This is a genomic window from Achromobacter marplatensis, assembly GCF_002209535.1.
Classification (GTDB): domain Bacteria; phylum Pseudomonadota; class Gammaproteobacteria; order Burkholderiales; family Burkholderiaceae_B; genus Achromobacter; species Achromobacter marplatensis.
The window spans coordinates 602,714-628,403 of sequence record NZ_NJIG01000001.1 but is presented as its reverse complement, the minus strand read 5'-3'; the positions used below and the strand labels follow the sequence as shown (position 1 = coordinate 628,403).

Genomic DNA, 25,690 nt, shown 5'->3' with positions numbered 1-25,690 from the left:
CCATAAGGGAGACAAACACCATGCACAGAACCGCCACCTCCATCGCCCTGGCGCTGGGGCTGACCGCCGCCGCCTCAGCGCTGGCGGCCCCTTCTTTTCCCGACCACCCGATCCGGATGGTCGTCCCCTTCCCGCCCGGCAGCATCACCGACGTGGTGGCGCGCAGCCTGGGCAAGCATATGGCCACCGACCTGGGCCAGCCCGTGGTCGTGGAAAACAAGCCCGGCGCCAACGGCATCATCGGCACCCACGACGTGGCGCGGGCGAAACCCGACGGCTATACGCTGGTGGTGGTGGGCGTCTCTACCGCCGCCAGCGGCGTCAGCCTGTTCAAGGACCTGCCCTACAACCCGGCGAAAGACCTTGCGCCCATCGGCGCGGTCGCGGAAACGCCGTATCTGCTGGTGGGCTCGCCCAAGACGGCAGGCGCCAACGTGGGCGAGCTGTTCACCTATGGCCGCCAACATCCCGGCAAGCTCACCTACGCCTACGGATCGGGCAGCGCCCAGGTATTCGGCGCCAAGCTCGCCGCCATGGGCGACATCACCGTCACCGCCGTCCCGTACCGCGGCGGCCCCCAAGCGCTGACCGACGTCATCGGCGGCACCGTCGACCTGACGTTCACGGACCTGGCCAACGGCCTGCAGCAAGCCCGCGCCGGCAAGGTCAAGACGTACGGCGTCAGTACGCCCGACCGCTTCCCGCTGGCGCCCGACATTCCCACCTTGAACGAATCCGGCGCCCCCGGTTTCAACCTGACGGTCTGGTTCGGGCTGATGGGGCCGGCAGGCTTGCCCCAGCCCGTGGCCGACCGCTTGGCCCGTTCCCTGGATATTGCCCTGGCCAACAAGGAACTGCAGGAAACCTATGCGCGCCAGGGGCTGACCGTGAAGACGCAAAGCCCGGCCGAGTTCGGCGCCTTCGTCGTGGCCGAGATCGACAAATGGGCCGCGATCGTCAAGGAAACCGGCATACCCCCGCAATGACCCCTTCATTCCCTCTACGTAACGAGACTTCCATGTCGTTGATTGAAATCCGCAAGCGTTGCCTGATTGTTGAAACCACTTTCCACGAAAACGGCCCCGCGCCGGCCCAGCCGCTGAAGCTGGCCGCCTCGTGCGCCGTCATCAAGAACCCCTACGCAGGGCGCTACGAACCGGACCTGATGCCGTTCATGGCTGAGTTGCGCTCGTTGGGCACGTTGCTGGCCACCGAGCTGGTGGACACGCTGGGCAAGGACAACATCGAGGTCTACAGCAAGGCCGTCATCGTCGGCCTGGATGGCGAGATGGAGCATGGCGCCGTCTGGCATGAAGCCGGTGGCTGGGCGATGCGCACGGTGCTGGGCGAACCCAAGGCGATGGTGCCCGCGGTGAAGGCCGTTGCGGTGGCCGGCTATCGCCTCATGGTGCCGGTGCATTACATCCATGCGTCGTACGTGCGCAGTCACTTCAACAGCATCGAAATCGGCATTCAGGATGCGCCGCGTGCGGGCGAAATCCTGTTCGCGCTGGTGATGGGCACGGGGGGCCGCGTGCATTCCCGATTAGGGGGTCTGACGAAGGACGCCGTCTCGGTTCATGACGGTCAGCGATAAAAAAATCGCGGCGCTCTTCTTAAGAAATTACTTTAACTAAATCACTTTAATATGGATTTTTAATAGTTATATATCAATAACTTACTGAGTCATCTTAAAGCTATGTAGACGATGCTATTCGGCGCCTTTGCACGAATGCATCGTCTTTTTGGGGAAAACCCGAAGAAACTTTCTTGCTTTCGTAACGGTCGCTAATTGTTCAGGTTATCGTCAGGCGCCTTCTCCGGCACGCGCCGCACCTGTCTCCCGCCGCCCCTCCGAGAGCCCCCATGACACTGATCCGTCCGCGCACCGCCGCGATACCGACCCGTATGCTTGACGAGGCGCAACCGGGGTTATCGGTGATGGACGCCATCGTCGTATTGGTCGGGGTCGTGATCGGCATCGGCATCTTCGGGTTTCCGCCGCTGGTCGCGCAACACGCGGGTTCCGAAGCCATGTATATCGCGCTGTGGTGCGCGGGCGGCCTGGTGATGCTGGTCGGCGCCCTGTGCTATGCGGAACTGGGCTCGGCCTATCCCGGTGCGGGCGGCGAATACCTGTACCTGACCCGGGCATGGGGCCCGCGCGTCGGCCTGATGTTTGCCTGGGCCCGATGTACGGTGATCCAGACCGGCGCGATCGCTGTGGTCGCCTATATTTACGGCGATTATGCGCAGCGGCTGATGCCGCTGGGTACCTATGGCCCGGCGGCGCACGCCGCGATCTCGGTCGCCGCCCTGACAGCGCTGAATATCGTGGGCACGCGCTATTCCAAACGGCTGCAATGGGTGTTCACCGTGTTGACCCTCGGGGCGCTGGCGGCAGTCCTGGTCGCCAGCCTGACCGCCTCGGGCGACACCGCGGCCGCCGCCGCCACACCCACCCCGCTTGTCGGCAGCCCGGCCGGCCTGATGGGCATGGGCATGGTATTCGTGCTGCTGACCTACGGCGGATGGAACGAAGCCGCTTACCTTAGCGGTGAACTGCGCGATCCCGGCCGCAACATGAGCCGGGTGCTGCTGATCGGCACGGTCATCGTGACGGGCGCCTACGTGCTGACGAACCTTGCGCTGCTGGAGATCTTCGGCCTGCAAGGCCTGCGCGATACCCCCGCGCTGGGCGCCGACGTCATGCAGCTGGCGGCCGGCCCCTATGCCGCCGCGCTGCTCAGCCTGACCATTTGCGCCACCGCGCTCAGCACCATCAACGGCACCATCATCACCGGCGCTCGCGTCTATTACGCCTTGGGCCGCGATGTGCCGCGCCTGCACGCGCTGGCGGGCTGGAGCGCCCGCAAGGAAACGCCGGTCGCCGCGCTGCTGGCCCAAGGCGCGATCACGCTGGTGCTGGTGGCCCTGGGCGCGTTCAGCCAGAACAGCGTGCAGACGCTGGTGGCGTACACCGCGCCCGTGTTCTGGATCTTCATGCTGCTGGTGGCAGCATCGGTGTGGCGCCTGCGGCAGCTGGATCCCGAGCGGCCGCGGCCGTTCCGCGTGCCGCTCTATCCCCTTCCCCCGCTGCTGCTGGGGATAACCTGCGCCGGCCTGGTCTATTCCAGCGCGGTCTATGCGGGCGCCGGCGCCTTGATCGGTCTGGCCGTCCTGGCAGCCGGCATCCCCATGCTGCGTCTACTCAAGCCTGCCGGGATGTCGGGCTGACGCATGTTTTTCCTGGCGGGCGCTGCCACGCCCGCGGTTCGTTCCCAGCTGTTGACCTACAAGGAGAGCCCACCATGCAACCCTCGACTCAACCCCTAGTCGCCGGCCGCCTTTCGCGCTTGCCCAGGCGCCGGGCCATCGTAGTGGCCACCGCCATGGCGCTGTCCCTGGCTTACGCGGCCATCGCCACCGCCCAACCTGCGGCAAAGCCTGCCGCCGCGGCAGGCACCCAAGAGGAATACGTGCCGGACGTCGGCCAGGACGGCAAGGACGTGATCTGGGTGCCGACGCCACAGACGCTGGTGGACAAGATGCTGGACATGGCCAAGGTCACGCCGAAGGACCGGCTGATGGACCTGGGTTCCGGCGATGGCCGCACCGTGATCACCGCCGCGCAGCGTGGCCTGACGGCGCAAGGCATCGAATACAACCCCGACCTGGTCGAACTGTCGCGCCGCAACGCGCAACGGGCCGGCGTCGCGGACCGCGCCACCTTTGTGGCGGCCGACCTGTTCCAGACCGACCTGTCCAAGGCAGACGTGATCACCATGTTCCTGCTGTCGACCATCAACGAGAAGCTGCGTCCCACGCTGCTACAGCTACCGCCCGGCACCCGAGTGGTGTCCAATACATTCCGCATGGGCGACTGGGAGCCCGACGCGGCCGAAACCGTCACCAAGGATTGCTCCACCTACTGCACCGCGCTGCTCTGGATCGTGCCCGCCAAGGTCGAAGGCAAATGGGAGGTGGACGGCCAGACGCTGCAGCTGACGCAGCAGTACCAGATGCTGTCGGGCAAATTGGGATCCACCGACATTTCGGACGCCCGCCTGAACGGCACTGCGATTTCGTTCACCGCCAACGGCGTGCGCTACACCGGCGAAGTCAACGGCAAGACCATGAGCGGCACGGCGGCTGGCAAGGGCAACTGGTCCGCCAGGCGCACTTGAGCGTCCACGGGGCGGCGCCGTTTGACCGGGGCGCTTCTCATGCAATAGCATGCGTTGCATGAGAAGAGACAGCAAACTTTCCGGCGTGCTGCATGTCCTGCTGCATATGGCCGAGGCGCCCGGCCCCATGACGTCGGAAGACCTGGGCCGCGTCATGCAGACCAACCCCGTCGTCATCCGCCGCATCATGGCCGGGCTGCGCGACCAGGGGCTGGTGCGTTCCGAAAAAGGCCATGGCGGCGGCTGGACGATCTCGTGCGATTTCAACCACGTGACGCTGCGCGACATCTATGAAGCGCTGGGGTCGCCCGAGATCTTCGCCATGGGCAACCGTAGCGATGCGCCCGGCTGCCTGGTCGAAGCGGCCGTGAACAAGGCGCTGACCGGCGCCTTCGAAGACGCCGAAGCCTTGCTGATGGAGCGGTTCGGCGCCGTTACCCTGGCCGCGCTCAGCAAGGACTTCCACGCCGGCATGGTGCGCCACGGCCGGGGCTTTGACCTGGCGACGGCGCACGCGGAATGACCTTCAGCGCGGGGGACGCTGCGAAAAGCTGCGTTCGAAGATGCCTTCGGCGATGCGGTTCTTCAGGATCTCGATAGATCCCCCGGCGATCATCCATCCGCGGCACCGGCGCACGCAGTACTCGACCAGTGACTCCCGGCTGTAGCCCAATCCGCCCAGCACCTGCAAGGCGTCATTGGCCACGTCGAAGCCCACCTGGTTGCAGTAGGCCTTGGCAATGGCCGTGTCGGTGGCCGACGGGAACCCGGTGTCTGCACCAATGGCCGCCCGGTACAGCAGCAATTGGGCGGCATCCAGCTTGATCCGCATATCCGCGAATTTCCATTGCAGCCCCTGGAATTCACACAGCAGGCGGCCGAACTGCTTGCGCTGCATCGCCCAGTTGCGCGCTTCTTCGTAGGCATAGCGGCCCAGCGCCAGCGACCGCGCCGTGTTGCCGATGCGTTCCACGTTGAAGCCGGCGATCTGCTTCTTGAAGCCGCCCTCGCCCAGGACGACCATGTCGTCGGCCACGAACACGTTGTCGAAGAAGATCTCGACCCATTCCTCGCCGGACATGAACGCGGACCGCTTGCCCAGTTTCACACCCTCGGCCTTGGTGTCGATCAGGACGGACCCGATGCCGCCCGTTCCCGGGCCGAAGCGCACATAGGTCAGGATCACGCTGGCGTGCGGGCCGTGGGTGGTGAAGATCTTGGTACCGTTGATGCGCCAACCGCCATCGGCACGGGTGGCGCTGGTCTTCAGTTCGGTGACAGCCGAGCCCGCATCGGGTTCGGTCATGCCGACCGAAATCAGGCCTTCGCCGGCCAGCAGCGCGGTCAGGTACTTCTGCTTTTGCAGTGCGCTGCCGTATTCAGCCAGCACCCGGATAGCGCCGAAGTTGCCCGCCTGCACCACGTCGGCGCTGCGCGGGCACACGGATGCCACGGTTTCGATGGCGATGACGGCGTCCATCAGCGAACCGCCGACGCCGCCGTCCTGTTCCGCCACGGTGATGCCCAGCAAGCCCTGCCCGGCCATGTTGCGGGCCACATCCCAGGGGTAGTCGTCGGAGTGGGCGCGTTCGACGGCGCCGTCGCGCAATTCGCGTTCGGCGAAGCGGCGCACCGCGGTCTGGAAATCCTGTTGTTCCGGAGTCAGCTTGAAGTCCATCTAGGTAGTTCCTGATGCAAGAGTGAAAAAATGGGCAAGGGTCAGGCCACGCGAACCAGGCCGTCGACGGCGACCACGCCATCGGCGCGGACAAACAAGGGGTTGATTTCGGCTTCCTCCACCTGCACGCCGGCCAGGCAAGCCAGCCTGGAAAACGCCGCGATGGTGCGGGCCAAACTTTCGCAATCGCCTTCGGGCAAGCCGCGAAAGCCCCGGACGAGCCGGGTCTGGCGGACCTCCACGATCATGCGGCGGGCTTCATCTACGGACACGGGCGCCAGGCGCAGCGCAAAGTCCGGCGACAGCTCGGCGGCGATGCCGCCTGCACCCAGCAGCACGGTGGGGCCCACCAGCGGATCGTGGCGATAGCCCAGGATCAATTCGATCAATCGGCTTTCCATGGGCTGGACCAGGATGCCGTCGATACGTGCCTGGGGCGCCTGGCGGCGCACGGCATCCAGCATCTGGCCCGCCGCAAGCGCCAGCGCCTGCCCATCCGCGATGCCGACACGGACAGCGCCCAATTCGGTCTTGTGGGCCAGATCCGGCGAGCAGACCTTGGCCACCAGCGGATACGGCACGCTGTGATGCAGCGCGTCCGGCGTCAGCAGTTGGCCGGCCGAGACCGGCACGCCCAGGCTGCGGAACAGCGCGCCCGACTCGTGTTCACTGAGCATGCCCCGTTGCGGCAGGCCGTCCGGCCACGCCACGGGCGTGCCTGCCACCGGCGGCTGGCCGGCATCGGCGAAGAACACGGAAAGCGCGTCGGCGCAGGCCTCAGGCGTGCGAAAGGCCGCGATCCCGCCCGCACGCAGCAAGGCCAGCGATTCCGGGGCCTCGGGCGCCAGGAAGACCGCAAGGGGTTTGCCGTCCGGCTTGTCCGCCTCCAACAGCGGCTTGACCGCCAGGCCGGGATGGAACTGCGCCGAGGATCCCACCACGCTCAGGACGGCATCGCACCAATCGGCGCGCAGCAGGTGTTCAAGCAACATCTTGTATTGCGCGCTGCTGGCTGCCAGTGTCAGGTCGATGACGGGCGTTTCCCGAATGTTCAGGCCGGATTGGGCGATCATCCGCACGAAATCCGCGGGCGGCGCCACGGCGGCCAGGCCGTGCAGCCCGAGGTTGTCGACCACCGTGGCAGCGCCACCGCCCGTGGTGGTGATCACCGCGACTCGGGCGGCAGCGCCCTCGGCCACGGCAGCGGCAGCACGGCTCGGCCGACGATAACGCGACGCCAGCGGCGCGATCTCGAACAAGGTCTCCAGATGCCGCACCCGCATGACCCCATGCGTGATCAAGAAGGCGTCGACTGCCGCGTCGTTGCCGGCCATGGCCCCCGTATGCGACTGCGCCAGCGCGTCGCCTTGTTCGGACCGGCCCAGTTTGTAGGCGACCACCGGCTTGCCCTGGACCCGGGCACGGGTCAGCGCCCGGGCCAGCGTCGGCGCGTCGCGCAAGGTTTCCAGGAACATCAGGATGACTTTGGTGTGCGCGTCGTCGACCAGCGCATCGACCACCTCGCCGACGGAGATATCGCTTTCGTTGCCCACCGACACCGACTTGGCGAACCCGAAGCCGCGGGCCGCGGCGCGCGACAGCAAGGACCCCATCATCGATCCGCTCTGGGACACCATGCTGATGTCGCCGGGCAACAGGGTGTCGGCCTCGAACGCGGCGTTCACGGACAGGATCCCGCCGGTGTGCAGGTCGGCCAGGCCGATGCTGTTCGGTCCCAACAGGCGCAGGCCCAGCCCGCGCGCCTGCGCCACCAGTGCGGCCTGGCGCGCCTGGCCGTCCGGCCCGGTTTCACCGAACCCGTCGGAATAGACCGTCACGACCCGCGCGCCGGCTTCGGCACAAGCCGGCAGCAGCGCCGCTACTTCAATGCCAGGAATCATCACGAAAACGTGGTCGACCGGCCCGGGCAGGCCCGCCAGCGATGGATACGCCCGTTCGCCCAGGATCTCGGCCCGGGCGGCGTTGATGGGGTAGATGGCCCCGCTATAGCCATGCTTGCGCATGAACCGCAAAGGGCGCGCGGTGTTCTTGCGCGCGTCGCCCGAGGCGCCCACCAGGGCGACCGCGCGGGGGGACAGCAATGCGTCGGCGAAGGAAGAGGAGGAAGAAAAAGAGGACATGGATGCGGTGGATGTCATGGGTTCCAAAGGGATCGGGAATCAAAGTCGGGGCATGTCGGCGGCCAGGCGCAGTGCGCGCACCGGCATCGTGTCCAGGCGCCACACGTTCTCGCGCAAGGCGCGGGCGCGCGCCCGGCCCAGGACAGGACCGGCCAGTTCGTCGAATTTGTCGGCAAGGTCCGCATCCGACAACGGCGACTCGGGGTCACCCTTGCGAAACGGGGAATGGTGTTCAAGCACCTGCCCGGCGGTGGTCGTGACCGTCAGCCGCGCGGCGCGCATGCGGGGAAAGCCCGCTGTAAACGCAGGGTCTGCCCGCAACTCCAGCCGTTGCATCAGCTGGCGTACCTGCGGGTCGCGCAGACGGTCGGGGCCGAAAGCGTCCAGTCGTACCGAACCATGGACGAGCGCGTGCGCCACCACGTACGGCAGGCTGAACTTGGCCTCGAAGGCGGTGTTGGGCGAAAAATTGCCCGTGACGTCCAGGGACGTCTGATAGGCGTCCACCCGTAGCGCCGCGACGTCGTCCGCACACAGCCCCTGCTGGCGCAACGCCAGCGCGGCGTCGATGGCGGCGAAGGTATGGCCGCAGCAGCCGTGGTTCTTCTGCGTGATCGACAGGATGTTGTAGCGTTGGCCCAGGCCGTCGACGGCCACGGCCCAGTCGGGATCTTCTGCCAAGGCCGCCCCGAAGCCGACCTTGCCTTCCAGGATGTCCGGTACGCCGGTAATGCCGTGCGCCGCGCCCTGCCCGGCCCGCACGCCGACTTCGGCGGCATGGCCGGCGTGCAGCGCCTTGCTCATCGCGTCGGACCGGAAGGCCTGCTGCAGGCCGCTGGCCAACGTGCCGGCGGTGGCCAGCGCATGCAGCATCGCCTGCACGTCGCCCGGGGCGCACAAGGCCGCTGCGGCGGCGGCGCTGCCGAAGCAGCCCACGGTGCCGGTGGTATGGAAGTAGCGGTAATGCGACGGTTGCACGGCAGCGCCGATGCGGGTCGATATCTCGTAACCCACCACGATGGCGTTCAGCAAGGCCTGGCCGCTGGCGTCGCCCTCCTCGGCCAGCGCCAGGGCGGCGGCGATGGTCGGGCAGCCGGGGTGATAGATCGCGTCGCGGAAGATGTCGTCGAATTCCACGGCGTGCGACACGCTGCCGTTGATCCACGCCGCCGTGGCCGCAAAGGCGGTGGTGGCGCAGCCCGGCAAGCTGGAAGCGCCAGAACCCAATTCGGCGCCGTGCGCGCCCAGCAGTTGCAGGCAAGGCGCCGTGCGCGTGCCGGGATACAGCGCCGACAACCAATCCAGGAACGCGCGCTTGGCGTGGTGGATGACCTCGTCCGGCAACCTGGCCAGCGTGTCCTGCGCGCCATACGCGGCGATCGTGTCCAGCAGCATGCTTGTCTCTCCTCTTGTTATTGCAGCGCGGCAACCGCGTCGCTGATATCTGCCGTCCACTCTAGGCGGCCTGCCCCCGGCCAGGATTGATAAAAAGGAAAACGAGCGTTCTTGTTCCAGGGGGGACGGATTTAGAGATAGTTGCTTTGCCAATTTTTCATACCAGCCGGCGGGGGCCTTCCGTAAGCTGCATGGCAATAGCAAGAAAAACAGTCGCCATACCAAGGAGGAAGTAATGAGTGAGACAAAGACCCCGCTGGGTTTCATCGGCCTGGGCGTGATGGGCGAACCCATGTGCGCCAATCTCGTCCGCAAATCCGGGCACCCGGTTTATGTGGCCGATATCAGTCCCGAGCCGGTGGCCCGCATCGGCGCATTGGGCGGCCACGCCTGCGCGTCGATCATCGAAGTGGCGCAGACCGCCGAAATCGTGTTCCTGTCGCTACCCAGCATCGTGCAGGTGGAACAGGTGTGCACCGGACCGGGCGGTCTGGTGGAGGCCGCCGGGCGCGTCCGCATCGTGGTCGACATGAGCACCAGCGACGTCGGCCGCACCCGCCGCCTGGCCGAGGTGTTGCGCGGCCACGGCATCCTGCTGATCGACGCGCCGGTGGCGCGCATGCGCGAAGCCGCCCGGCTGGGCACGCTGATGATCACGGTAGGCGCCACCCGCGAGGACTACGAGACGGTCCTGCCCTACCTGTCGTGCATGGGCACGGACGTGCTGCTGTGCGGCGGCGTCGGCAATGGGCAGGTCGTGAAGATCATGAACAACATGGTCGTGTTCATGACGGTGCATGCGCTGGCGGAAGCCATCACGATCGGCCGTAGCGCGGGCGTTGACGGCACGCTGCTGCTGGATGCACTCAGCAAGGGCTCGGCCGACAGCTTCGTACTGCGCAATCCGGGCCAGAAGGCGCTCGCCGCGGAATCGTTCCCGGAAAAGACCTTTCCCACCGAGTACGCGATCAAGGACATCCTGCTGGCGCTTGAACTGGCGAACCAGGGCGATGTCGACGCCCGCGCCGCCAAGTTGACGCACGACCTGCTGGAGCGCACGCGCGCCGCAGGCTACGTCAAGGAATACTACCCGGTGATGGTCAAGCTGATCGAACGCGGCTACGCCTGAACCCTGTCTTCCTGCCGGCGGCGCCTGATGCGCCGCACCTTTCCCTATTCGAGACAACCATGACCTCCATGCTCTCCAGGTGGGCGCTGCCCGTGCTCGCCGCCGCGTTCGGCTTCAATGCCGCCGCCGCGGATTACCCCGTCAAACCGATCACGCTGGTGATCGGATTCACCGCCGGCGGCCCGACCGACGCCGTCGGACGCTATCTGGCCCGCGGACTGGAAACCGAACTCGGCCAGACCATCGTGGTGGAAAACCGCCCGGGCGCCAACGGCGTCGTGGCGGTGCAAGCCGTCAAGCGCGCCGCCGCCGACGGCTACACGCTGATGCTCGGCAGCAGCGGCACGCTGTCCATCGAACCCGTCTACAAACAGAAGGTCGACTATCAGGTGCTCAAGGACTTCCAGCCCGTCGGGCTGGTGGCCAGCTACCCGTATCTGCTCGTCGTGCCGGCCGATTCGCCGTTCAAGACCGTACAGGAGCTGATCGCCGGCGCGCGGGTCAAGCCCGGCGCATTGACCTTCGCGTCCGCCGGCAGCGGCGCCGTCAACCACCTGGCCGGCGAATGGTTCAAGAGCACCTCCAAGGTGGACATCACCCACATTCCCTACAAGGGCGACTCGGCGGCCATCGCCGACCTGGTGGCCGGCCGGGTGGACATGGCGTTCCTGAGCGCGATCGCCGCCATGCCGCAGGTGCAGGCCGGCAAGATGCGGGCGCTGGGGATCGCAGCCGCCCAGCCCTCGTCCGTGGCGCCGGGCGTGCCGACGGTGGCGGAATCGGCCGGCATCCCCGGGTTCACCGCCGAGCCGTGGAACGGCGTGCTGGCGCCCGCCGGGGTGCCGCCCGCCGTGACGCAACGCCTGAACGCCGCGATCAACAAGGTGATGGGCACCGAAGCCGCGCGCGACGCGCTGTTGAAACTGGGCCAATACCCCATGACCGGTAGCCCCGAAGACTTCGCGCGGCACATCAGCACGCAAACCGACCGCTGGGCGCAAGTCATGCAGACCAGCCACATCGCAAGGGCGGACTAAATGCACTATCCCGAACTGAACCTGCTGATCGGCGGCCGCGCCGTGCCCGCCGGCAACCGCCCGGGCCTGGAAGTGATCGACCCCGCCACTTTGGCCGTGCTGGGGCGCGTGCCGGTTGCGGCGCCGGACGACATCGACGAGGCGCTGGAAGCCGCCCGCCGCAGCTTTCCCGGCTGGCGCGATACGCCGGCGCTGGAACGGGCGGCCATCCTGCGCCGCGCCGCCAGCCTGATGCGCGAACGCACGCCGCTGCTGGCGTGGCTGATCACCCGGGAACTGGGCAAGCCGCTGGCCGAATCCGAGAAGGAAGTGGCGACCGCGGCTGAAATGTTCGAATGGGCCGCTGAAGAGGCCCGGCGCACCTATGGCCGCCTGATCCCAGGGCGTGTTGGCGGCATCCGCCAGATGGCGGTCCCGGAGCCGGTTGGCCCGGTCGCCGCCTTCTCGGGCTGGAATGCGCCGGCCATCACGCCGTCGCGCAAGATCGCGGGCGCGTTGGCGGCCGGCTGCTCCATCGTGATCAAGCCGTCCGAGGAAACGCCTGCGATCGCGCTGGAAATCGGCCGCGCGCTGGCTGATGCCGGCCTGCCCGCCGGCGTGTTGAACATGCTGTTCGGCGACCCCGGCGAAATCTCCAAACGCCTGATCGCCTCGCCCGTGATCCGCATGGTGACTTTCACCGGGTCCACGTCCATCGGTCGCGAACTGGCGGTGATGGCCGCCGCCGGCCTGAAGCGCGCCACGCTGGAGCTGGGCGGACACGCGCCGGTGCTGGTATTCGACGATGCCGACCCGGAAGCCGCCGCCGATGCCCTGCTGGCCGCCAAGTTGCGCAATGCCGGCCAGATCTGCACGTCGCCCACCCGCATGTTCGTGCAGCAAGGCGTCTATGAACGGTTTGTGCAGCGTCTTGCCGAGCGTGCCCGGGGCTGGCGCGTCGGCAACGGGCTGGAAGCCGGCGTGCAAATGGGGCCTTTGGCGAACCCCCGGCGCCTGGCCGCCATGGAAACCATGGTGGCCGACGCGGTCAGGCACGGCGCGCAGCTTGCCGCCGGCGGCACGCGCCTGGACCTGCCCGGCTGGTTCTGGGCGCCGACCGTGCTGCGCGACGTCGGCCCCGACTGCCTGGCCGCCAACACCGAGCCCTTCGGCCCATTGGCGCTGGTGCAGCCCTTTCGTGAGACGGACGAAGCGCTGGCGCTGGCCAACCGCCTGCCGTTCGGCCTGGCCTCGTATGTGTTCACGCGCGACGCCGCGACGGCGCGGCTGGCATCCGAACGCATCGAAAGCGGCGTCGTCTGCATCAACCACTGCCAGGCATCCCTACCCGAGACCCCCTTCGGCGGCTTCAAGGACAGCGGGCTGGGCAAGGAAGGCGGCGTCGAAGGCCTGCAGGAATTCATGCAGATCAAGTACGTCAGCCAACTGTAGCCGCCCCATCCAAAGGAGAAGACCATGAGTAAGAAGATCACCACCGTGCTCGTCCTGGCTGCGGGCGCCGGGCTGGCGCAAGCGCCCACGCACGCCCAGGTGCCGGCAGGCATTTCGGACGGCGTCGTGCGCATCGGCGTGCTGACGGACATGTCGGGCGCCTATTCTGGCAACGTCGGGCCGGGTTCGGTGCTGGCCACCAAACTGGCCATCGAAGACTTCGGCGGCCAGGTGCTGGGCAAGCCGATCGAGATGCTGTCGGCCGATCACCTGAACAAGACCGACGTGGCCGCCGGCCGGGCCCGGGAATGGATGGACCGCGAAAAGGTCGACGTGGTGACCGAACTGGGCAACAGCGCGGTCGCGCTGGCCGTGATGAACATCGCCCGCGAAAAAGGCCGCATGACGATGGTGACCGGTGCGGGCGCCACCCGCATCACGGGCGAAGACTGCTCGCCCAACAACGTCCAGTGGGTCTATGACACCTATGCGCTGGCCAAGGTGGGCACGCTGCCGCTGGTCGAAGCCGGCGCAAAGAAATGGTATTTCGTCACGGCCGACTACGCGTTCGGCCATTCGCTGGAAAGCGACGGTATGCGTTTCGTAAAGGAAGGCGGCGGCACGGTGGCCGGCTCGGTTCGCTACCCCTTCCCGGGGACGGACTTCGCGTCCTTCCTGCTGTCGGCCCAAGCCAGCAAGGCGGATGCGGTGGGCTTCGCCAGCGCGGGCGCCGACTTGCAGAACGAGATCAAGCAGGCCCGCGAATTTGGCCTGGCCGACCGCCAGAAGCTGGTCGCCATGCTGATGAGCATCACGGACGTGCACGGCGTGGGCCTGGAAGCCGCCCAGGGCATGACGTTCGCCGAAACCTTCTACTGGAACATGGACGACGAGACGCGCGCCTTCGCGCAGCGCTTCTTCAAAGCCGCCAACAAGATGCCCACTGCCTTGCAGGCCGGCCAGTATTCCGCCGTGCTGAACTACCTGCGAGCCGTGGAGAAATCGGGTACGGACAATGTGGACACCGTGATGAAGACGCTGCGCAGCATGCCGATCCATGACGCGTTTGCGCGCAACGCCCGGCTGCGCGAAGACGGCAAGCTGATCCACGACACCTATGTGGTCGAGGTGAAGGCGCCCAAGGAATCCCAGGCTGCGTGGGACTACTACAAGATCGTCAAGACGGTGCCGGGCGACCAGGCTTTCATGCCCTTGGCCGAAAGCCAATGCAAGCTGGTCAAGCAATGACCACGGCGCCCGCAGACGGCGCCGCGCTGCCGGTCTACGAGGCGTATGCCATCCGCTACGCCAGCGTGACCCGGCGCGCGGTCGACAACTTCCTGTCTCGCGCCGATGTGCACGACGGGCCCATGCCGCTGGATTTCTATTGCTGGCTGCTGCGCGGCCCGGCCGGCAATGTGCTGGTAGACACCGGTTTCAGCGCATGCTCGGCGCGCGCCCGCGACCGGGCCTTCACGCTGCATCCCGAGGCCGCGCTGGCCCGGCTGGGCCTGGCGCCGGCCGACATCGACCACGTGATCCTGACGCACCTGCACTATGACCACGCCGGCAACGTCGAGGCCTATCCCCGAGCGCAGGTCCATCTGCAAGACACCGAAATGCAGTACGCCACGGGCCGCTACATGTGCTTTGCGGCCATGCGGCATTTCTTTTCGGTGGACGACGTGCAGTCGGTCGTGCGCCAGGTCTATGCGGGGCACGTCCGCTTCCACGACGGCGACGCCGAGCTTGCGCCCGGGCTGGAACTGCATCACATCGGCGGCCATACCCAGGGTTTGCAGGTGGTGCGGGTGCACACCGCGCGCGGCTGGATCGTGCTGGCTTCCGACGCCTTGCACTATGCCCGCAACTTCACCGACGACAACCCGTTTCCCGCTATCTTTCACCTGGGCGACATGCTGGAAGGCTATCGGCGTATTCGCGCGCTGGTGCAATCCGACGCGCATATCGTGCCGGGCCACGATCCCGCCGTCGCTCGGCAATACCCACCCGCCGATGGCGAAGCAGGCATCTACCGGCTGGATACGCCCCCTTTGTGACAAGGAAAACCCGATGCAAGAAGACGACTTCATCCTGAACCGGCTGGCCGACGCCGTGAACGGTCAAGAGCGACTGGTATGGCGGGGCCGCCATCTGAACACGGTGTTCCTGCTGGAGCGCGGCGGGGACGCCTACCTGATCACGGTGGCGGCGGGCCGGATCCAGTCCGTACGGAAAGGCCCCTTCGTGATGCCGCGCTGGCAGTTCGCCTTGCGCGCCTCGGCCGAAGACTGGGCGCAATTCTGGCGTCCCCTGCCCCCGCCAGGCTTCCACGATCTGATGGCGCTGGTGAAGTTCCGGCGCCTGCGTGCCGAAGGCGACCTGTATCCCCTGATGTCCAACCTGCTGTATTTCAAGGACGTGCTGGCCTGCCCGCGCGCCGAAGGAGCGTCCTCGTGAATTCGCAAACCGCCGTCTTCGAACCCATCATCGGGCGCTACCTGCATTTGACGCTAGGCGGCCGTACGCACCGCGTCTATGTCGAGGAAGCCGGCACCGGCATCCCGCTGCTGTGCCTGCACACTGCGGGCGCCGATACCCGGCAGTACCGGGCCGTGATGAACGACCCGAGGATCCTGGCGTCCTTCCGGGTGATCGCGTTCGACCTGCCCTGGCACGGCAAATCGTCACCGCCCGAAGGCTGGCAGCAGGAAACCTACCGACTCACTTCCGAGGATTACGCGCAAGCGATCATCGCGGTTGCCGACGCGCTGGCGCTCGACCGGCCGCTGGTGATGGGGTGCTCCATCGGCGGACGCATCGTGCTGCATCTTGCGCTGGAACACGCGCACCGCTTCGGCGGCGCCATCGGGCTGCAGTCGGGCGCCCACGTGGACCCCTACTATGACCTGGAATGGCTGAACCGGCCCGACGTGCACGGCGGCGAAGTCTGCGCCGGCATCGTGTCCGGCCTGGTGGGCCCCGGCAGCCCCGACAATCACCGATGGGAAACGCTGTGGCACTACATGCAGAGCGGCCCAGGCGTGTTCAAGGGCGATCTGCATTTCTATACGGCCGATGGCGATATCCGGGACCGCGTGGCCCGGATCGATACGCGTCGTTGCCCCTTGTGGCTGCTGACCGGCGAATACGACTATTCGTGCACGCCGCAAGACACCGAGTTCCTGGCCGGACGAATCGCCGGATCGCATTGGCAGATCATGGAAGGCATGGGCCACTTTCCCATGAGCGAAGATCCCGACCGCTTCCTTGCCTATCTGCGGCCGGTGCTGGCCCAGGCGGCCGAAGCGCGCCTGACCGGCTAGACGTCTCGACACGCCGGCGCCGTTACTGCGCCGGCGTGTCGGGTGCCGTCAGCGCCTTCAGCAATTCTTCCACCGGGCGCGCCAGTTGCGCCGTGTCGCGCACGCAGACATAGAACTGGCGTTCCGCCCAGTCATCCCGCAGCCGCAGCAGCACCAGGCCCATCGACGCCAGATAGTGGCGCGCGATGCCTTCCGGCACTACGCCGATGCCCAGGCCTTCGCGGATCATCCGGCACCGCGTCTCAAAGTTGGACACCTGCAGCTTGACGTTGGGCGGCCGCGACAGCGTCTGCCCCGCATACGCCAGGAACTGGTCCAGCGAATGCCGGGGAAAGTAGCCCAGCAGGTCATAGTCCAGCGCGTCTTCCAGGAACAGTTCCGTCCGGTCCGCCAGCGGATGGCCGACCGGCACGACCAGCCCCACGCGATCCCGGCGGAACGGGAACGACGCGACGCCGGGCACGGGATGATCGGCGTGGTAGATGCCGATATCCACCGACGCCTCGGCGACCAGACGCGGAATGTCGTAGCTGTGGCCTTCCAGCAGGTCCACGCTGACGTCGCTGCGGCCCGCCAGGAACCTGCCCATCACGCCGGGCAGGAATTGCAGGATGGTCGACGGGTTGCTGGCCAGCCGGATCTTGGCCTGCCCATTGACGGAGTAGCCGTTGATGGCCTGCTCAGTCAGTTGCACGCTGCGCAGGATGGCTTTCGCGCGCTGGTAGAGCAAGGCGCCGGCAGGCGTGGGCTCGACCCCGCGGCCATGGCGATGTAATAGCGTGCGGTCCAGGTGGCGCTCCAACTCCGCCACCCGTTTACTGGCGGCGGACGTCACCAGGTTTTCCCGTTCGGCCGCTTTCGACAGGCTCTTTTCTTCGACGGCCGCGACGAAGATCTCCAGGGCAGGAATATCCAGCTTTTTCATACCGGCAATATACCGTGCCGCCATGCCGTCAACGTCGCTTCCACCTGTGTGATTTCCGCGTGGCTCATTCCGGCGCGGTCATAGAAGCCGGCACGTTCGGCCACCACCTCCCGCACGCGGTCCAGGATCGACTGCGCCACGGCTTCGGAGCGCAGGCCAAAGCGGCGGTATTCGGTCAGGCAATTCTCGAACGTGCTGTCGCGCCCCGCCGCGCCGATGTGCAGGTAATGCTTCGCCGACCCTTCCTGCGTGACCACATCGAACAAGGGCGACAGCCGATACGTGCCAGCGCCCTCGTCCTTCACGAAGCCCACGTTCTTCAGATGGTCGTCGGTGTTGTGCACGGCGACGTTCAGGATCATGCGGGCATACAGTTCCTTCAGGTCTTGCACCGGGTTCGACGAGACGCGGCGCACCACATCCGCCAGGCGCGCGTACGAATACGTGGCCTTGCCGCGCGCGCCGTCCAGTTCGCGCTTGCCGATTTGCGCCGACGGGCTGATCAGCGACGCGCCGCTCAGGAAATGGCGGCGGGCCACCACGGGTTCGCCGCCGCGCTCGGCCGCAAGCCGCTCCCGGTCGAAGCGGCGGGTCAGCAGCACGGCGCCCAGATGGGTTTGCGTCAAATGGATTTCGGGCACGGTCAGCCCGATCGCCCGGGCCATCTCCAGATTGGCGAACTCGACGCGTTGCCGGTCATAGGAATCGCCTTGGCGCGGAAACTTGGCGATCCACATCTCGCCTTGCTCGTCGCGCACGATGGTCTTGGGGCGCGCCCCGCCGATATCCCACGAACTGCCCAGGATGTCGCGGTACAGGCCTTTCGGCTTCACGCCCTGGTCGATGTCCGTCAGCAAATCCGCCAACGATTCCAACTGGCTGATCTCGGGCAAGCGATAGGTCTTGCGCATATTGGGCGTGAGCCGGCGCGCGCTGAAGAACAGCGCCCCCACGCCCATGCCGCGCCCGCGCAGCAGGACTTCGTCTTCGGTGACTCGGGCGCCCGCCTTGTCCACGCGCATCACGTTGCGGCCCCAGGCATCCGGCGCGGCGTCGAAGATCGCCCCCAGCGTTTCATAGCGGCTTTCCGTGCGGAAGGTCGTCTTGGCGTCGATCAGGGGCAGATTCAAAGGGTTCAGCGCGAAGGCGCGCGGGTCGTTCACATACGACTGCACATAAGTGAACTCGGCAAAAAAGTGATTCTCGTCCGAGTCGTCCAGCGTCAGCACGCCGGCCAGGACCGCTTCGCCGCGGATGTCCACGTAGACAAACAGCTGGCTTTCAACGGATTTGTGTTTGCGGGCGCGCGCCATGCCGAGCCTTGACCCTAGAGTTTGGTGGGGTCGATGCGGTGCGCGGGCGTTGCTGCGCCACCCCGGCTGGGCCGCCGCAACGCGTCCAACCGCTTGCCCACCCCGTCCTGATCGGGATCGGCAAGCGTGAACAGCTGGTCGCCAAACCCGTATTGCAGCAGCGCTTCCACTGCCAGCGCCAGGGATACCCCACCGTCGCCGCGTTCCAGACGGGCGATAGTCGCCCGGGACACGCCCAGGCGGCTGGCCAGCGCGCTTTCCGATTCGGCGCGACGCAGGCGCGCCGTGCGCAGGTTTGCGCCTAGCCGGGCGAGTGCATCGGCCGCATCGAAGCTGGGTTCGATCTTCTTTTTCATGCTTTGATAATAGTGCGGAAACCGCCCTATTGCATGATTAATGAGGCACAGGGTGTTTCAGTTATGACTCATTAATGAGTCATAACTACACTATTTGACTCATTAATAGCTCAAACTCTGAGGAACCCCTCACACCACCACGGCCTGATCCAGCCGCAAAGCGCCGCGGCCCGTGTCCAGCGTTACTCGTGCGCCCAACGGCAGCGTCAGGTTCGGGTCGCCGTGCCCGCTGGGCCAACCGGCCAGCACCGGAATCCCACGCGACCGGAACTGGTCCAGGATCAGTGGATACAGCAGGCCCTGCGCCTGCGCGTCATCCATCTGCACACCCAGGCGGGTGAAATTGCCCACCAGCAGGCCCTTCACGCCATCGAACTTGCCGGCGGCCGCCAACTGGCCCAGCAGCCGGTCGACGCGCGGCACGGCTTCATTGACGTCTTCGATGAACAGGATGGCGTCGCGCGTGTCGATCTCGTTGCGCGTACCGGTCAGCGCGGCGATTAGCGCCAGGTTGCCGCCGATCAGCCGCCCGCTGGCCACGCCCGGCACCAGTTCGGTGGCCAAGGCGTCCTGCGGGGGCGCGATCCATGCGCCGTTGCCCATCTGGCCGGTGACCATCGCCAGCAGGCTGGATTCCGTAGGTTCGCGTTTGCCGGCCAGCAAGTCCTGGCCCAGCATCGGCCCGTGGAACGTCACAAAACCGGCATGACGCTGCAAGGCCAGATGCAGCGCGGTGATGTCGCTGTAGCCGATGAACGGCTTGGCATGCTTGCGCAGCAGCGCGTAATCAAGCTGGTCCAGCAAGCGCCACGACCCGAACCCGCCTTGCAGGCACCACACCGCCCCCACGTCCGAGGCGGCAAACGCGTTGTGCAAATCGGCCAGCCGGTCGGCATCGCTGCCGGCCAGATATTCATAGGGCGTGTCCAGCCGGGTGCGGCTGGCTGGCATGACTTGGGCGATGAAGCCGCGAGCCTCCAGCCATTCTGCCGCCTCGTCGCTGGCGCCAGGCGCCGCGGAGGCCGGCGCCACGATGGCGACCCGTGCGCCGGGACGCAAGGCGGGAACCGGGGCGGCGCCCTTGCCGTGCGCGGCCGGGGGCGTGCTGGCCGCTGTAGCCTGACCGGGGCCCGATGCCCTGCCCGCAGGCGCACGGCTCGCGCAGCCGCTCAGCGCCAGTGCCGTCAGGCACAGCGCGCCGGTCTGCTTCAGGAAGCCGCGGCGGCCCGGATGCTGATGCTGCGGGGGCTCTCCACGCAGGTTCATGGTCTTCGTCGGGGGCATCAATGCGTCGTCAAAACCGTTCATAGTCCAGCCGGTAGCGCCATTGGCCTACGGCCAATCCCGCCATCGGCAAGCGGCCGATGCGGATACGGCGCAAGGCCTGCAGCTGCAAGCCCGCGGTATCGCAAACGTATTCGATGAAACCCGGCAACGGCGTCTTCAACGCAAAGCGCAGATGGGTTTCGTTCTGCCAGCTGACCTTCATGGGGGTGGCCGCCCGCCCTTCGTACGCCAGGCCACGTTGCAGTCGGGCCAGGTCGCCCTCGCTGAGCTGGCCGCTGACCTGCGCTACGTATTCCTGCTCGACGAGCTTGCCCTCTTCCACCAGCTTGCGCGATATCGCGTATTCCTGCGTGTAGACGACCAAGCCGCTGGCCGCGCGTTCCAGCGGCGTGACGAGCTTCAGGCCGTTGAACATGCGCTTCAGATAGCGTTGGCCGGAACGGTCGCCCGGCATCAGGTTCTTGGGCACGATCAGGTCCAGCGCCGAACCCGCTTCGTTGTCGGCGTACATGCCCTCAGGCTTGTGCACCAGCACGGTCACGGGCCGCATGTCTTCCAGCTTCGCGCCAGGCAAAAGGCTGACCGTCTGGCCGGGGGCGACGCGGAATCCGGGTTCTTCCACCGGCTTGCCGTCCACCGCAACCCAACCGCCTTCTATGTAGCGTTCGGCATCGCCGCGGGAGCAGGACTGTTCCGTGGCCAAGCGCTTGGCCAGTCTTACGCTTTCGCTCATCGCGCTACCGCCTTGCATGCGGACGGGGCCGGGGTGGAAAGGGATTCGGGCGTGCTGTCAGCCAGCACAAACGGGTGCATCGTCATTAAGTATTGCCGGGGTGGTGCAAAAAAAGCGGGCGAAGCGCCCGCAGCGTCAGGCAGATGTTACGCCTTTTCGGCAGGCGCTCCGGGCAGCGCGGCGCCCGTTGCTTCCGGAATCTCCAGGGGCTCGACGGGCGGCGGCACCTCTTCGATCCAGGCATTCACCAGCGTCGAGGTCACCGCCAGGATTACCGGCCCGATGAACAGGCCGACGATGCCGAAGGCGAACATGCCGCCCAGCACGCCGGACAGGATCAGCAGCAAAGACAGGTTCACGCCGCGCTTGATCAGCATCGGCCGCAACAGGTTGTCCAGCATGGCCACCAGCACCGCCCAGACCAGCAACAGGATGGCAGCCACTTTCATATCGTTCTGGAACAGCCAGATCACGCCGCCCAGCATCGGCAAGAACGGCCCCAGCTGCGCCAGGCACAGCATCACCATCAAGGCCGTCAGGATACCGGCGGCCGGCACGCCCGCGATCCACAACCCGACGCCACCCAGCACGGACTGCACCACGGCCGTCACCACGATACCCAGCGCCACCGCGCGAACGGCGGCGCCCGCCAGACGCACGGCCGCCACGCCGCGCGGGCCGGCCAACCGGTTCGCAAAGCGCTTGACGAAGTCCGACGCCATCTCGCCCTGGCTATACAGGATCCCCGCGATGACGATAGTGATCAGCATGTGCATGACGAACACGCCGACGATCGCCGCGTGGCTAAGCAGCCAATGCGCCGCGATGGTCAGATAGGGTTCCAGCCGGGCCAGCAGCCCGCCCGCGCCGGCGTCTGACAGCGTCTGCCATTCCTGCGCGATGCGCGGGCCCGCCAGCGGAATGGCGCTTACCCATCCCGGCGGCGCCAGCAGTGCGTACTCGGGCAGGCTTTTTACGGCCGCTGTGATCGCCCCGCCATGCTCGGCCAAGGTGGAAATCACCTGGTAGAGCGGTAGCACGATCACGAACAGCAGGATCAGCAGCATCATCGCCGTCGCCGCCCAGCGGCGGCCGCCGAAACGTTGCTGGATGGCCAGCAGCACCGGCCACGTCGCCACCACGATCGTGGTGGCCCAGATCAGCCCGGGCAGGAACGGACGCAGGATGTAAAGGCTGCCCACCATCAAGGCTGACAGGATCACGATAACAAGCAGGACTCGGGCAAGATCGACTGTAGGACGTGTATTCACCCGCTGCTCCTGGCAAGGCCGGACGCCTTGCGCGATGACGCATCGCGGCCCATGGGCGGCTGCCCGGGGATGCGCGTAGATGCGATTGTGTGGAATTTATCCGAAATCCGCGTGCACTTGTATCTTGCTGTGATGCCTGCTGGGCACGACGCTTGCTCCGCTGGCCGATGCCGCCGGATTCGGATGGCGATGGCGCCGGGCTCTCCGGTTGCCACCTTTCGGACGGCGTCTATCTCTTAAGGAGGTATGCCATGAAGCTCTTGACCACAGCGGGCGTCTTGCTGGCCCTTGCGCTAGCCGGCTGCACCGCGCCCAGTTCATATAGCTCCAGCTCGCCGCGCGCAAGCACCGCCACGAAGGACCAGGCCAACTACCACGCGGACAACTTCGGGGAACCGGACAACACGCCTTTCCAGGGCGTCTACCCCGGGCGTTGAGCCTGTAGTGTGCAGTGGCCACACGTTGCCGGCGCGTCGCCGGCCGGCAACCCTTTCGCCTATCCTGCTCGCGAATCTTCCGGCGAAGCCTCAGCGCCGGGCCTCTCTGATGCCACCGCAGCCGCTTTCTCACTGGCCAGCACCATCAGGTGGCGGGTCAATTCAGCCAGTTGCCCGTCCTTCTGACTCAGTTGCGTCAGCAGCGACGCCGATTGCGCATCCGCGGCATCCAGGCGCGACGCCAACGCCGCCTCGCGCTGACGCGCCGCGGCCAGCGCATCGCTTCCCGCACGGTCCGCGGCAAGCAGCCGTTGCTGCGCGACTGCGATCTCGCCGCGCAACGCCTGAGCGCCCTGCTCGGCCGCACGCTTGCCCTCTTGCGCCTCGGTCAATGCCGTCTGCAATTGGGCAGCTTGCCGTTGGCTGGCGATCAAGGCCTCGTCCAGTCGTACTTGAAGTTTCTTGACCGCGCTGCGTTCGCCGTCCAGTTCGTTCAGCCAACGCCGCTCGTGCGCGGCATGGCGCGTCTCGGTCGCCTCCAGCGCCTGCGCGTGCAGACTGCGCATCGTCTCGGCCTCCGTCAGCAGCGTTTGCACGGCGCTGCGCGCGTCTTCCAATTGCTGCTGGCTCTGTTTGAGCTGGTCGTCGCGCTGGCGCAACTGCTGCTCTGCCGCCCGCAAGCGGTCTTCCGTCGCCGCCAGCTGCGCCGTGGCCACCCTCAAGCCTTCTTGCAGGTCCTGTTCGCGATTGGCCAGTTGGATCTCGCGTTGCTGCAATTGTTCGGCATCTGCGGCCAGCCGTTCCCCTTCTTCCGCCAGTTCCGCCCACCGCCGTCGGTAGGTCTCAGCCTGCTCGGCGCGGGCTTCGGCCAGCGCGGCTTCCCAGAAGTGCGCGGCCGCCTGGGCGATCGGGTCCGGGATGGCCGGCGCGGCGGCAAAGGCGCCCGGGTCCTTGATACGCGCGCCCAAGGCCCGAAACCACGTTTCCAGGTGCGGACTGACCGTGTTGGGCGACCCGCGGCCGATCTTCTGACGCACTCGCTCGATGGTGGGCCGCGCGCCTTCCAGCAACAACGCGTCCGCGGCGGTCCAGACGTCGGTTTCGGTGATTCCTGTGGCCATGTTCCGCTTACTCCGTGATTTGCCGCCGAGTAGATGTTTAATTAGTCACGATAATGGAACCTTATCGTGATCTATTTGATTTTTCTGTAAGATATCGTACAGCATACATATAATTTACGTAATACATAAGAAAAGCTGCGCACAAAAGCCCCAGAAACCAGGACATCGACGCCTAACGCGTCGTCAGACCCACGGGCGCTTGACCTTGACCCGATGGAAGGCAGGAAGCTGCGGGTTCATCTCTACGGACAGGAGCTCATATGAACGACCGCACCCACACCCCGCATGCGTACGCAACCCCGCCCCGGGCCACGGATCCGGGGAACGAGCCCCGATGGGAAATTGAAGACGTCACCGCGCGCGCCGACGTCTCTGAACGCCTGGTGCGCCATTGCGAAGCGCGAGGCCTGCTTGCCGGCGCGGCGCGCGCGGGAGCATCCCGGCGCCGCTACACGCACGACGACATTTCGGTGCTGCGTTTCGTCAGGCGCACGCACGTACTGGGCTTCGGCATGAACGAGACCGCCCAACTGCTGTCGTTGTGGCGAGGCGGCCAGCCACCGGCGCCGGCCCACATCCTCCACCGCCTGGTCCAGGCGCATCCAGACCAGCAACAACCTTCCTGCCCGATACTGGAGGCATTGATGCAGGCTGGCCGTCAGCAACGCTCAAGCCCTGGTCCTTTGCCCTAAAATGAACGCGCCGATGACACGACCCACGCCCCTCCCCCGATGCAGCTGACCCTGCTTGCCTCGCTGCCTTTGCTGGACCCGCATGCGCTGGACACCCAGGCCGATGCCGCGGTCCGCGGCCTGATGCGGGAGGGCAGCTCGGCCAACACCGCGGCCAGCTATCGCGCCGCCATCCGGTACTGGACCGCCTGGTTCGAGCTGCGCTACGGCCAACGCTTCACCCTGCCCTTGCCCGAGGCGGCCGTCATCCAGTTCGTGGTGGACCACGCCCAACGCTCGACCGACCACGGACTGAAATGGGAGTTGCCGCTGGCGCTGGACCAGGAGCTGGTGCGCCTGAAGGCAAAAGGAAAATTGGGTGCGCCCAGCCTGAATACCTTGCTGCAACGCTTGTCCGTGCTCTCCAAGGCGCACGAACTGCTCGGCCACCCCAACCCTTGCCGTGCGGCCCCGGTCCGGGAATTGCTGGCCAAGACCCGCCGCGCCTACGCCCGACGCGGCATGACGCCGGCCAAAAAAGAGGCGCTGACCCGCGAACCCTTGCAGGCCATGCTGGCCACGTGCGACGACACGCTGCGCGGGGTGCGCGACCGGGCCCTGCTGCTGTTCGCGTGGGCAAGCGGCGGTCGGCGCCGTTCGGAAGTGGTGCGCGCAACCGTCGAGAACACGGTGCGTACCAGCGAAGGCTTCCTCTATACCTTGGCGCATTCCAAGACCAATCAATCGGGCGCACAGCGTGCGGACGACCAGAAGCCCATTGTGGGTTCCGCCGCGCAGGCGTTGGACGCATGGCTTGCCGCCAGCGGCATCCGCCAGGGGCCGATCTTTCGCCGCGTGCGCCGAGGCGATGTCATCGGCGAACCCCTGGCCGCCGCCGCCGTGCGGGACATCGTGCAGGAGCGCTGCAAGCTGGCAGGCCTGGAAGGCGACTTCTCGGCGCACAGCCTGCGCTCGGGCTTTGTCACCGAGGCCGGCCGACGCAACGTGCCGCTGGGCGACACAATGGCCATGACCGGCCACGCCAGCGTTGCCACCGTCATGGGCTATTTCCGCGCGGGCGCCGCGGCACGGTCGCCCGCCGCGCGCTTGCTGGACGAGCCGGACGCCGGCGAACTATAGATCGCTGCCTCGGCTGCCGTAATACTTGGCGTGGCGACGCCGCATGATCCTTGTCATGTTTACAATCAGCGGTGCTTGCCCGTGGCGCCGCCTGCCGGCATTGCGCCCCACC

25 protein-coding genes are annotated in these 25,690 nt (G+C 66.5%); 15 read left to right on the top strand and 10 right to left on the bottom strand.

What is annotated here, in order from left to right; translation table 11 throughout:
• Positions 1-20: 20 nt before the first annotated feature.
• The 5 genes from CEY09_RS02745 to CEY09_RS02725 all read left to right on the top strand — a co-directional run bounded on the left by CEY09_RS02745 (position 21) and on the right by CEY09_RS02725 (position 4,710).
• A complete protein-coding gene (locus CEY09_RS02745) occupies positions 21-986 on the top strand; it encodes a Bug family tripartite tricarboxylate transporter substrate binding protein (RefSeq protein ID WP_088587437.1) in 966 nt (321 codons plus the stop codon).
• Between the two features lie 32 nt (positions 987-1,018).
• The gene (locus CEY09_RS02740) at positions 1,019-1,597 is read left to right on the top strand and encodes an amino acid synthesis family protein (RefSeq protein WP_006222061.1); all 579 of its coding nucleotides are present in this window, start codon (positions 1,019-1,021) and stop codon (positions 1,595-1,597) included.
• Between the two features lie 344 nt (positions 1,598-1,941).
• Positions 1,942-3,237, top strand: a complete 1,296-nt coding sequence (locus CEY09_RS02735; protein ID WP_175216731.1) for an APC family permease — start codon at positions 1,942-1,944, stop codon at positions 3,235-3,237.
• A 74-nt stretch (positions 3,238-3,311) separates the two neighbouring features.
• Positions 3,312-4,187 (top strand): SAM-dependent methyltransferase, encoded by an 876-nt coding sequence (locus CEY09_RS02730; protein ID WP_167389998.1) that lies wholly within the window; start codon positions 3,312-3,314, stop codon positions 4,185-4,187.
• A 58-nt stretch (positions 4,188-4,245) separates the two neighbouring features.
• On the top strand, positions 4,246-4,710 hold the full coding sequence (locus CEY09_RS02725; protein WP_035212164.1) for an Rrf2 family transcriptional regulator: 465 nt from the start codon (positions 4,246-4,248) through the stop codon (positions 4,708-4,710).
• Between the two features lie 3 nt (positions 4,711-4,713).
• On the opposite strand, the gene CEY09_RS02720 is transcribed toward CEY09_RS02725, so the two are convergent.
• From CEY09_RS02720 to CEY09_RS02710, 3 genes are read right to left on the bottom strand one after another with little or no spacing between them, the layout of a single operon-like run.
• Entirely contained in the window at positions 4,714-5,865 is a 1,152-nt protein-coding gene (locus CEY09_RS02720; protein ID WP_088587435.1) for an acyl-CoA dehydrogenase family protein, read from the bottom strand.
• A 41-nt stretch (positions 5,866-5,906) separates the two neighbouring features.
• Positions 5,907-8,024, bottom strand: a complete 2,118-nt coding sequence (locus CEY09_RS02715; protein WP_234818207.1) for an acetate--CoA ligase family protein — start codon at positions 8,022-8,024, stop codon at positions 5,907-5,909.
• A gap of 21 nt (positions 8,025-8,045) precedes the next feature.
• Positions 8,046-9,401, bottom strand: coding sequence for an MmgE/PrpD family protein (locus CEY09_RS02710; protein ID WP_088587434.1), 1,356 nt, complete (start codon positions 9,399-9,401; stop codon positions 8,046-8,048).
• A 235-nt stretch (positions 9,402-9,636) separates the two neighbouring features.
• Here CEY09_RS02710 and CEY09_RS02705 point away from each other — a divergent pair, with 235 nt between their 5' ends.
• Genes CEY09_RS02705 through CEY09_RS02675 form a run of 7 tightly spaced genes read left to right on the top strand, consistent with a single transcriptional unit; the run spans position 9,637 to position 16,324 of the window.
• Positions 9,637-10,530, top strand: coding sequence for an NAD(P)-dependent oxidoreductase (locus tag CEY09_RS02705; RefSeq protein ID WP_088587433.1), 894 nt, complete (start codon positions 9,637-9,639; stop codon positions 10,528-10,530).
• Positions 10,531-10,589: 59 nt separating this feature from the next.
• Positions 10,590-11,567, top strand: a complete 978-nt coding sequence (locus CEY09_RS02700; RefSeq protein WP_088587432.1) for a Bug family tripartite tricarboxylate transporter substrate binding protein — start codon at positions 10,590-10,592, stop codon at positions 11,565-11,567.
• Positions 11,568-12,998, top strand: coding sequence for an NAD-dependent succinate-semialdehyde dehydrogenase (locus tag CEY09_RS02695; protein WP_088587431.1), 1,431 nt, complete (start codon positions 11,568-11,570; stop codon positions 12,996-12,998). It begins immediately after the preceding gene.
• Positions 12,999-13,022: 24 nt separating this feature from the next.
• Positions 13,023-14,246, top strand: a complete 1,224-nt coding sequence (locus CEY09_RS02690; RefSeq protein ID WP_088587430.1) for an ABC transporter substrate-binding protein — start codon at positions 13,023-13,025, stop codon at positions 14,244-14,246.
• Complete coding sequence (locus CEY09_RS02685) at positions 14,243-15,058, top strand: N-acyl homoserine lactonase family protein (RefSeq protein WP_088587429.1); 816 nt, start codon at positions 14,243-14,245, stop codon at positions 15,056-15,058. Before CEY09_RS02690 ends, CEY09_RS02685 begins: the two co-directional genes overlap by 4 nt.
• Before the next feature lie 13 nt (positions 15,059-15,071).
• Positions 15,072-15,458, top strand: a complete 387-nt coding sequence (locus CEY09_RS02680) for a hypothetical protein (RefSeq protein ID WP_088587428.1) — start codon at positions 15,072-15,074, stop codon at positions 15,456-15,458.
• Positions 15,455-16,324, top strand: coding sequence for an alpha/beta fold hydrolase (locus CEY09_RS02675; protein WP_088587427.1), 870 nt, complete (start codon positions 15,455-15,457; stop codon positions 16,322-16,324). The genes CEY09_RS02680 and CEY09_RS02675 overlap by 4 nt, the downstream gene beginning before the upstream one ends.
• Positions 16,325-16,346: 22 nt before the next feature.
• On the opposite strand, the gene CEY09_RS02670 is transcribed toward CEY09_RS02675, so the two are convergent.
• The 6 genes from CEY09_RS02670 to ydiK form a co-directional block, all read right to left on the bottom strand.
• Entirely contained in the window at positions 16,347-17,249 is a 903-nt protein-coding gene (locus CEY09_RS02670; protein WP_088587426.1) for a LysR family transcriptional regulator, read from the bottom strand.
• Complete coding sequence (locus tag CEY09_RS02665; protein ID WP_088587425.1) at positions 17,246-18,562, bottom strand: type II toxin-antitoxin system HipA family toxin; 1,317 nt, start codon at positions 18,560-18,562, stop codon at positions 17,246-17,248. The genes CEY09_RS02670 and CEY09_RS02665 overlap by 4 nt, the downstream gene beginning before the upstream one ends.
• Positions 18,563-18,576: 14 nt before the next feature.
• A complete protein-coding gene (locus tag CEY09_RS02660) occupies positions 18,577-18,918 on the bottom strand; it encodes a helix-turn-helix transcriptional regulator (protein ID WP_088587424.1) in 342 nt (113 codons plus the stop codon).
• Positions 18,919-19,047: 129 nt separating this feature from the next.
• On the bottom strand, positions 19,048-20,184 hold the full coding sequence (locus CEY09_RS02655) for a S66 peptidase family protein (RefSeq protein WP_234818218.1): 1,137 nt from the start codon (positions 20,182-20,184) through the stop codon (positions 19,048-19,050).
• A gap of 28 nt (positions 20,185-20,212) precedes the next feature.
• Positions 20,213-20,938: an RNA pseudouridine synthase gene (locus CEY09_RS02650; protein WP_088587422.1), complete on the bottom strand. Its 726-nt coding sequence runs from the start codon at positions 20,936-20,938 to the stop codon at positions 20,213-20,215.
• A 146-nt stretch (positions 20,939-21,084) separates the two neighbouring features.
• Complete coding sequence (gene ydiK, locus CEY09_RS02645) at positions 21,085-22,209, bottom strand: AI-2E family transporter YdiK (protein WP_088587421.1); 1,125 nt, start codon at positions 22,207-22,209, stop codon at positions 21,085-21,087.
• A 251-nt stretch (positions 22,210-22,460) separates the two neighbouring features.
• Here ydiK and CEY09_RS02640 point away from each other — a divergent pair, with 251 nt between their 5' ends.
• Positions 22,461-22,646, top strand: coding sequence for a hypothetical protein (locus tag CEY09_RS02640; protein ID WP_006222070.1), 186 nt, complete (start codon positions 22,461-22,463; stop codon positions 22,644-22,646).
• Between the two features lie 59 nt (positions 22,647-22,705).
• Here CEY09_RS02640 and CEY09_RS02635 read toward each other — a convergent pair whose 3' ends face one another.
• Positions 22,706-23,767: a DNA-binding protein gene (locus tag CEY09_RS02635; protein ID WP_088587420.1), complete on the bottom strand. Its 1,062-nt coding sequence runs from the start codon at positions 23,765-23,767 to the stop codon at positions 22,706-22,708.
• A 260-nt stretch (positions 23,768-24,027) separates the two neighbouring features.
• On the opposite strand from CEY09_RS02635, the gene CEY09_RS02630 reads away from it, so the two are divergent.
• Together CEY09_RS02630 and CEY09_RS02625 are read left to right on the top strand one after the other, a co-directional pair.
• A complete protein-coding gene (locus CEY09_RS02630; RefSeq protein ID WP_088587419.1) occupies positions 24,028-24,459 on the top strand; it encodes a MerR family transcriptional regulator in 432 nt (143 codons plus the stop codon).
• Between the two features lie 39 nt (positions 24,460-24,498).
• The gene (locus CEY09_RS02625) at positions 24,499-25,578 is read left to right on the top strand and encodes a site-specific integrase (RefSeq protein WP_088587418.1); all 1,080 of its coding nucleotides are present in this window, start codon (positions 24,499-24,501) and stop codon (positions 25,576-25,578) included.
• Positions 25,579-25,690: the final 112 nt, after the last annotated feature.

Bases quoted from the DNA above. Each gene is read 5' to 3' on its own strand.
- CEY09_RS02745 (WP_088587437.1), top strand. From the start codon at position 21: ATGCACAGAACCGCCACCTCCATCGCCCTGGCGCTGGGGCTGACCGCC.
- CEY09_RS02740 (WP_006222061.1), top strand. From the start codon at position 1,019: ATGTCGTTGATTGAAATCCGCAAGCGTTGCCTGATTGTTGAAACCACT.
- CEY09_RS02735 (WP_175216731.1), top strand. From the start codon at position 1,942: ATGGACGCCATCGTCGTATTGGTCGGGGTCGTGATCGGCATCGGCATC.
- CEY09_RS02730 (WP_167389998.1), top strand. From the start codon at position 3,312: ATGCAACCCTCGACTCAACCCCTAGTCGCCGGCCGCCTTTCGCGCTTG.
- CEY09_RS02725 (WP_035212164.1), top strand. From the start codon at position 4,246: ATGAGAAGAGACAGCAAACTTTCCGGCGTGCTGCATGTCCTGCTGCAT.
- CEY09_RS02720 (WP_088587435.1), bottom strand. From the start codon at position 5,865: ATGGACTTCAAGCTGACTCCGGAACAACAGGATTTCCAGACCGCGGTG.
- CEY09_RS02715 (WP_234818207.1), bottom strand. From the start codon at position 8,024: ATGACATCCACCGCATCCATGTCCTCTTTTTCTTCCTCCTCTTCCTTC.
- CEY09_RS02710 (WP_088587434.1), bottom strand. From the start codon at position 9,401: ATGCTGCTGGACACGATCGCCGCGTATGGCGCGCAGGACACGCTGGCC.
- CEY09_RS02705 (WP_088587433.1), top strand. From the start codon at position 9,637: ATGAGTGAGACAAAGACCCCGCTGGGTTTCATCGGCCTGGGCGTGATG.
- CEY09_RS02700 (WP_088587432.1), top strand. From the start codon at position 10,590: ATGACCTCCATGCTCTCCAGGTGGGCGCTGCCCGTGCTCGCCGCCGCG.
- CEY09_RS02695 (WP_088587431.1), top strand. From the start codon at position 11,568: ATGCACTATCCCGAACTGAACCTGCTGATCGGCGGCCGCGCCGTGCCC.
- CEY09_RS02690 (WP_088587430.1), top strand. From the start codon at position 13,023: ATGAGTAAGAAGATCACCACCGTGCTCGTCCTGGCTGCGGGCGCCGGG.
- CEY09_RS02685 (WP_088587429.1), top strand. From the start codon at position 14,243: ATGACCACGGCGCCCGCAGACGGCGCCGCGCTGCCGGTCTACGAGGCG.
- CEY09_RS02680 (WP_088587428.1), top strand. From the start codon at position 15,072: ATGCAAGAAGACGACTTCATCCTGAACCGGCTGGCCGACGCCGTGAAC.
- CEY09_RS02670 (WP_088587426.1), bottom strand. From the start codon at position 17,249: ATGAAAAAGCTGGATATTCCTGCCCTGGAGATCTTCGTCGCGGCCGTC.
- CEY09_RS02665 (WP_088587425.1), bottom strand. From the start codon at position 18,562: ATGGCGCGCGCCCGCAAACACAAATCCGTTGAAAGCCAGCTGTTTGTC.
- CEY09_RS02660 (WP_088587424.1), bottom strand. From the start codon at position 18,918: ATGAAAAAGAAGATCGAACCCAGCTTCGATGCGGCCGATGCACTCGCC.
- CEY09_RS02655 (WP_234818218.1), bottom strand. From the start codon at position 20,184: ATGAACCTGCGTGGAGAGCCCCCGCAGCATCAGCATCCGGGCCGCCGC.
- CEY09_RS02650 (WP_088587422.1), bottom strand. From the start codon at position 20,938: ATGAGCGAAAGCGTAAGACTGGCCAAGCGCTTGGCCACGGAACAGTCC.
- CEY09_RS02640 (WP_006222070.1), top strand. From the start codon at position 22,461: ATGAAGCTCTTGACCACAGCGGGCGTCTTGCTGGCCCTTGCGCTAGCC.
- CEY09_RS02635 (WP_088587420.1), bottom strand. From the start codon at position 23,767: ATGGCCACAGGAATCACCGAAACCGACGTCTGGACCGCCGCGGACGCG.
- CEY09_RS02630 (WP_088587419.1), top strand. From the start codon at position 24,028: ATGAACGACCGCACCCACACCCCGCATGCGTACGCAACCCCGCCCCGG.
- CEY09_RS02625 (WP_088587418.1), top strand. From the start codon at position 24,499: ATGCAGCTGACCCTGCTTGCCTCGCTGCCTTTGCTGGACCCGCATGCG.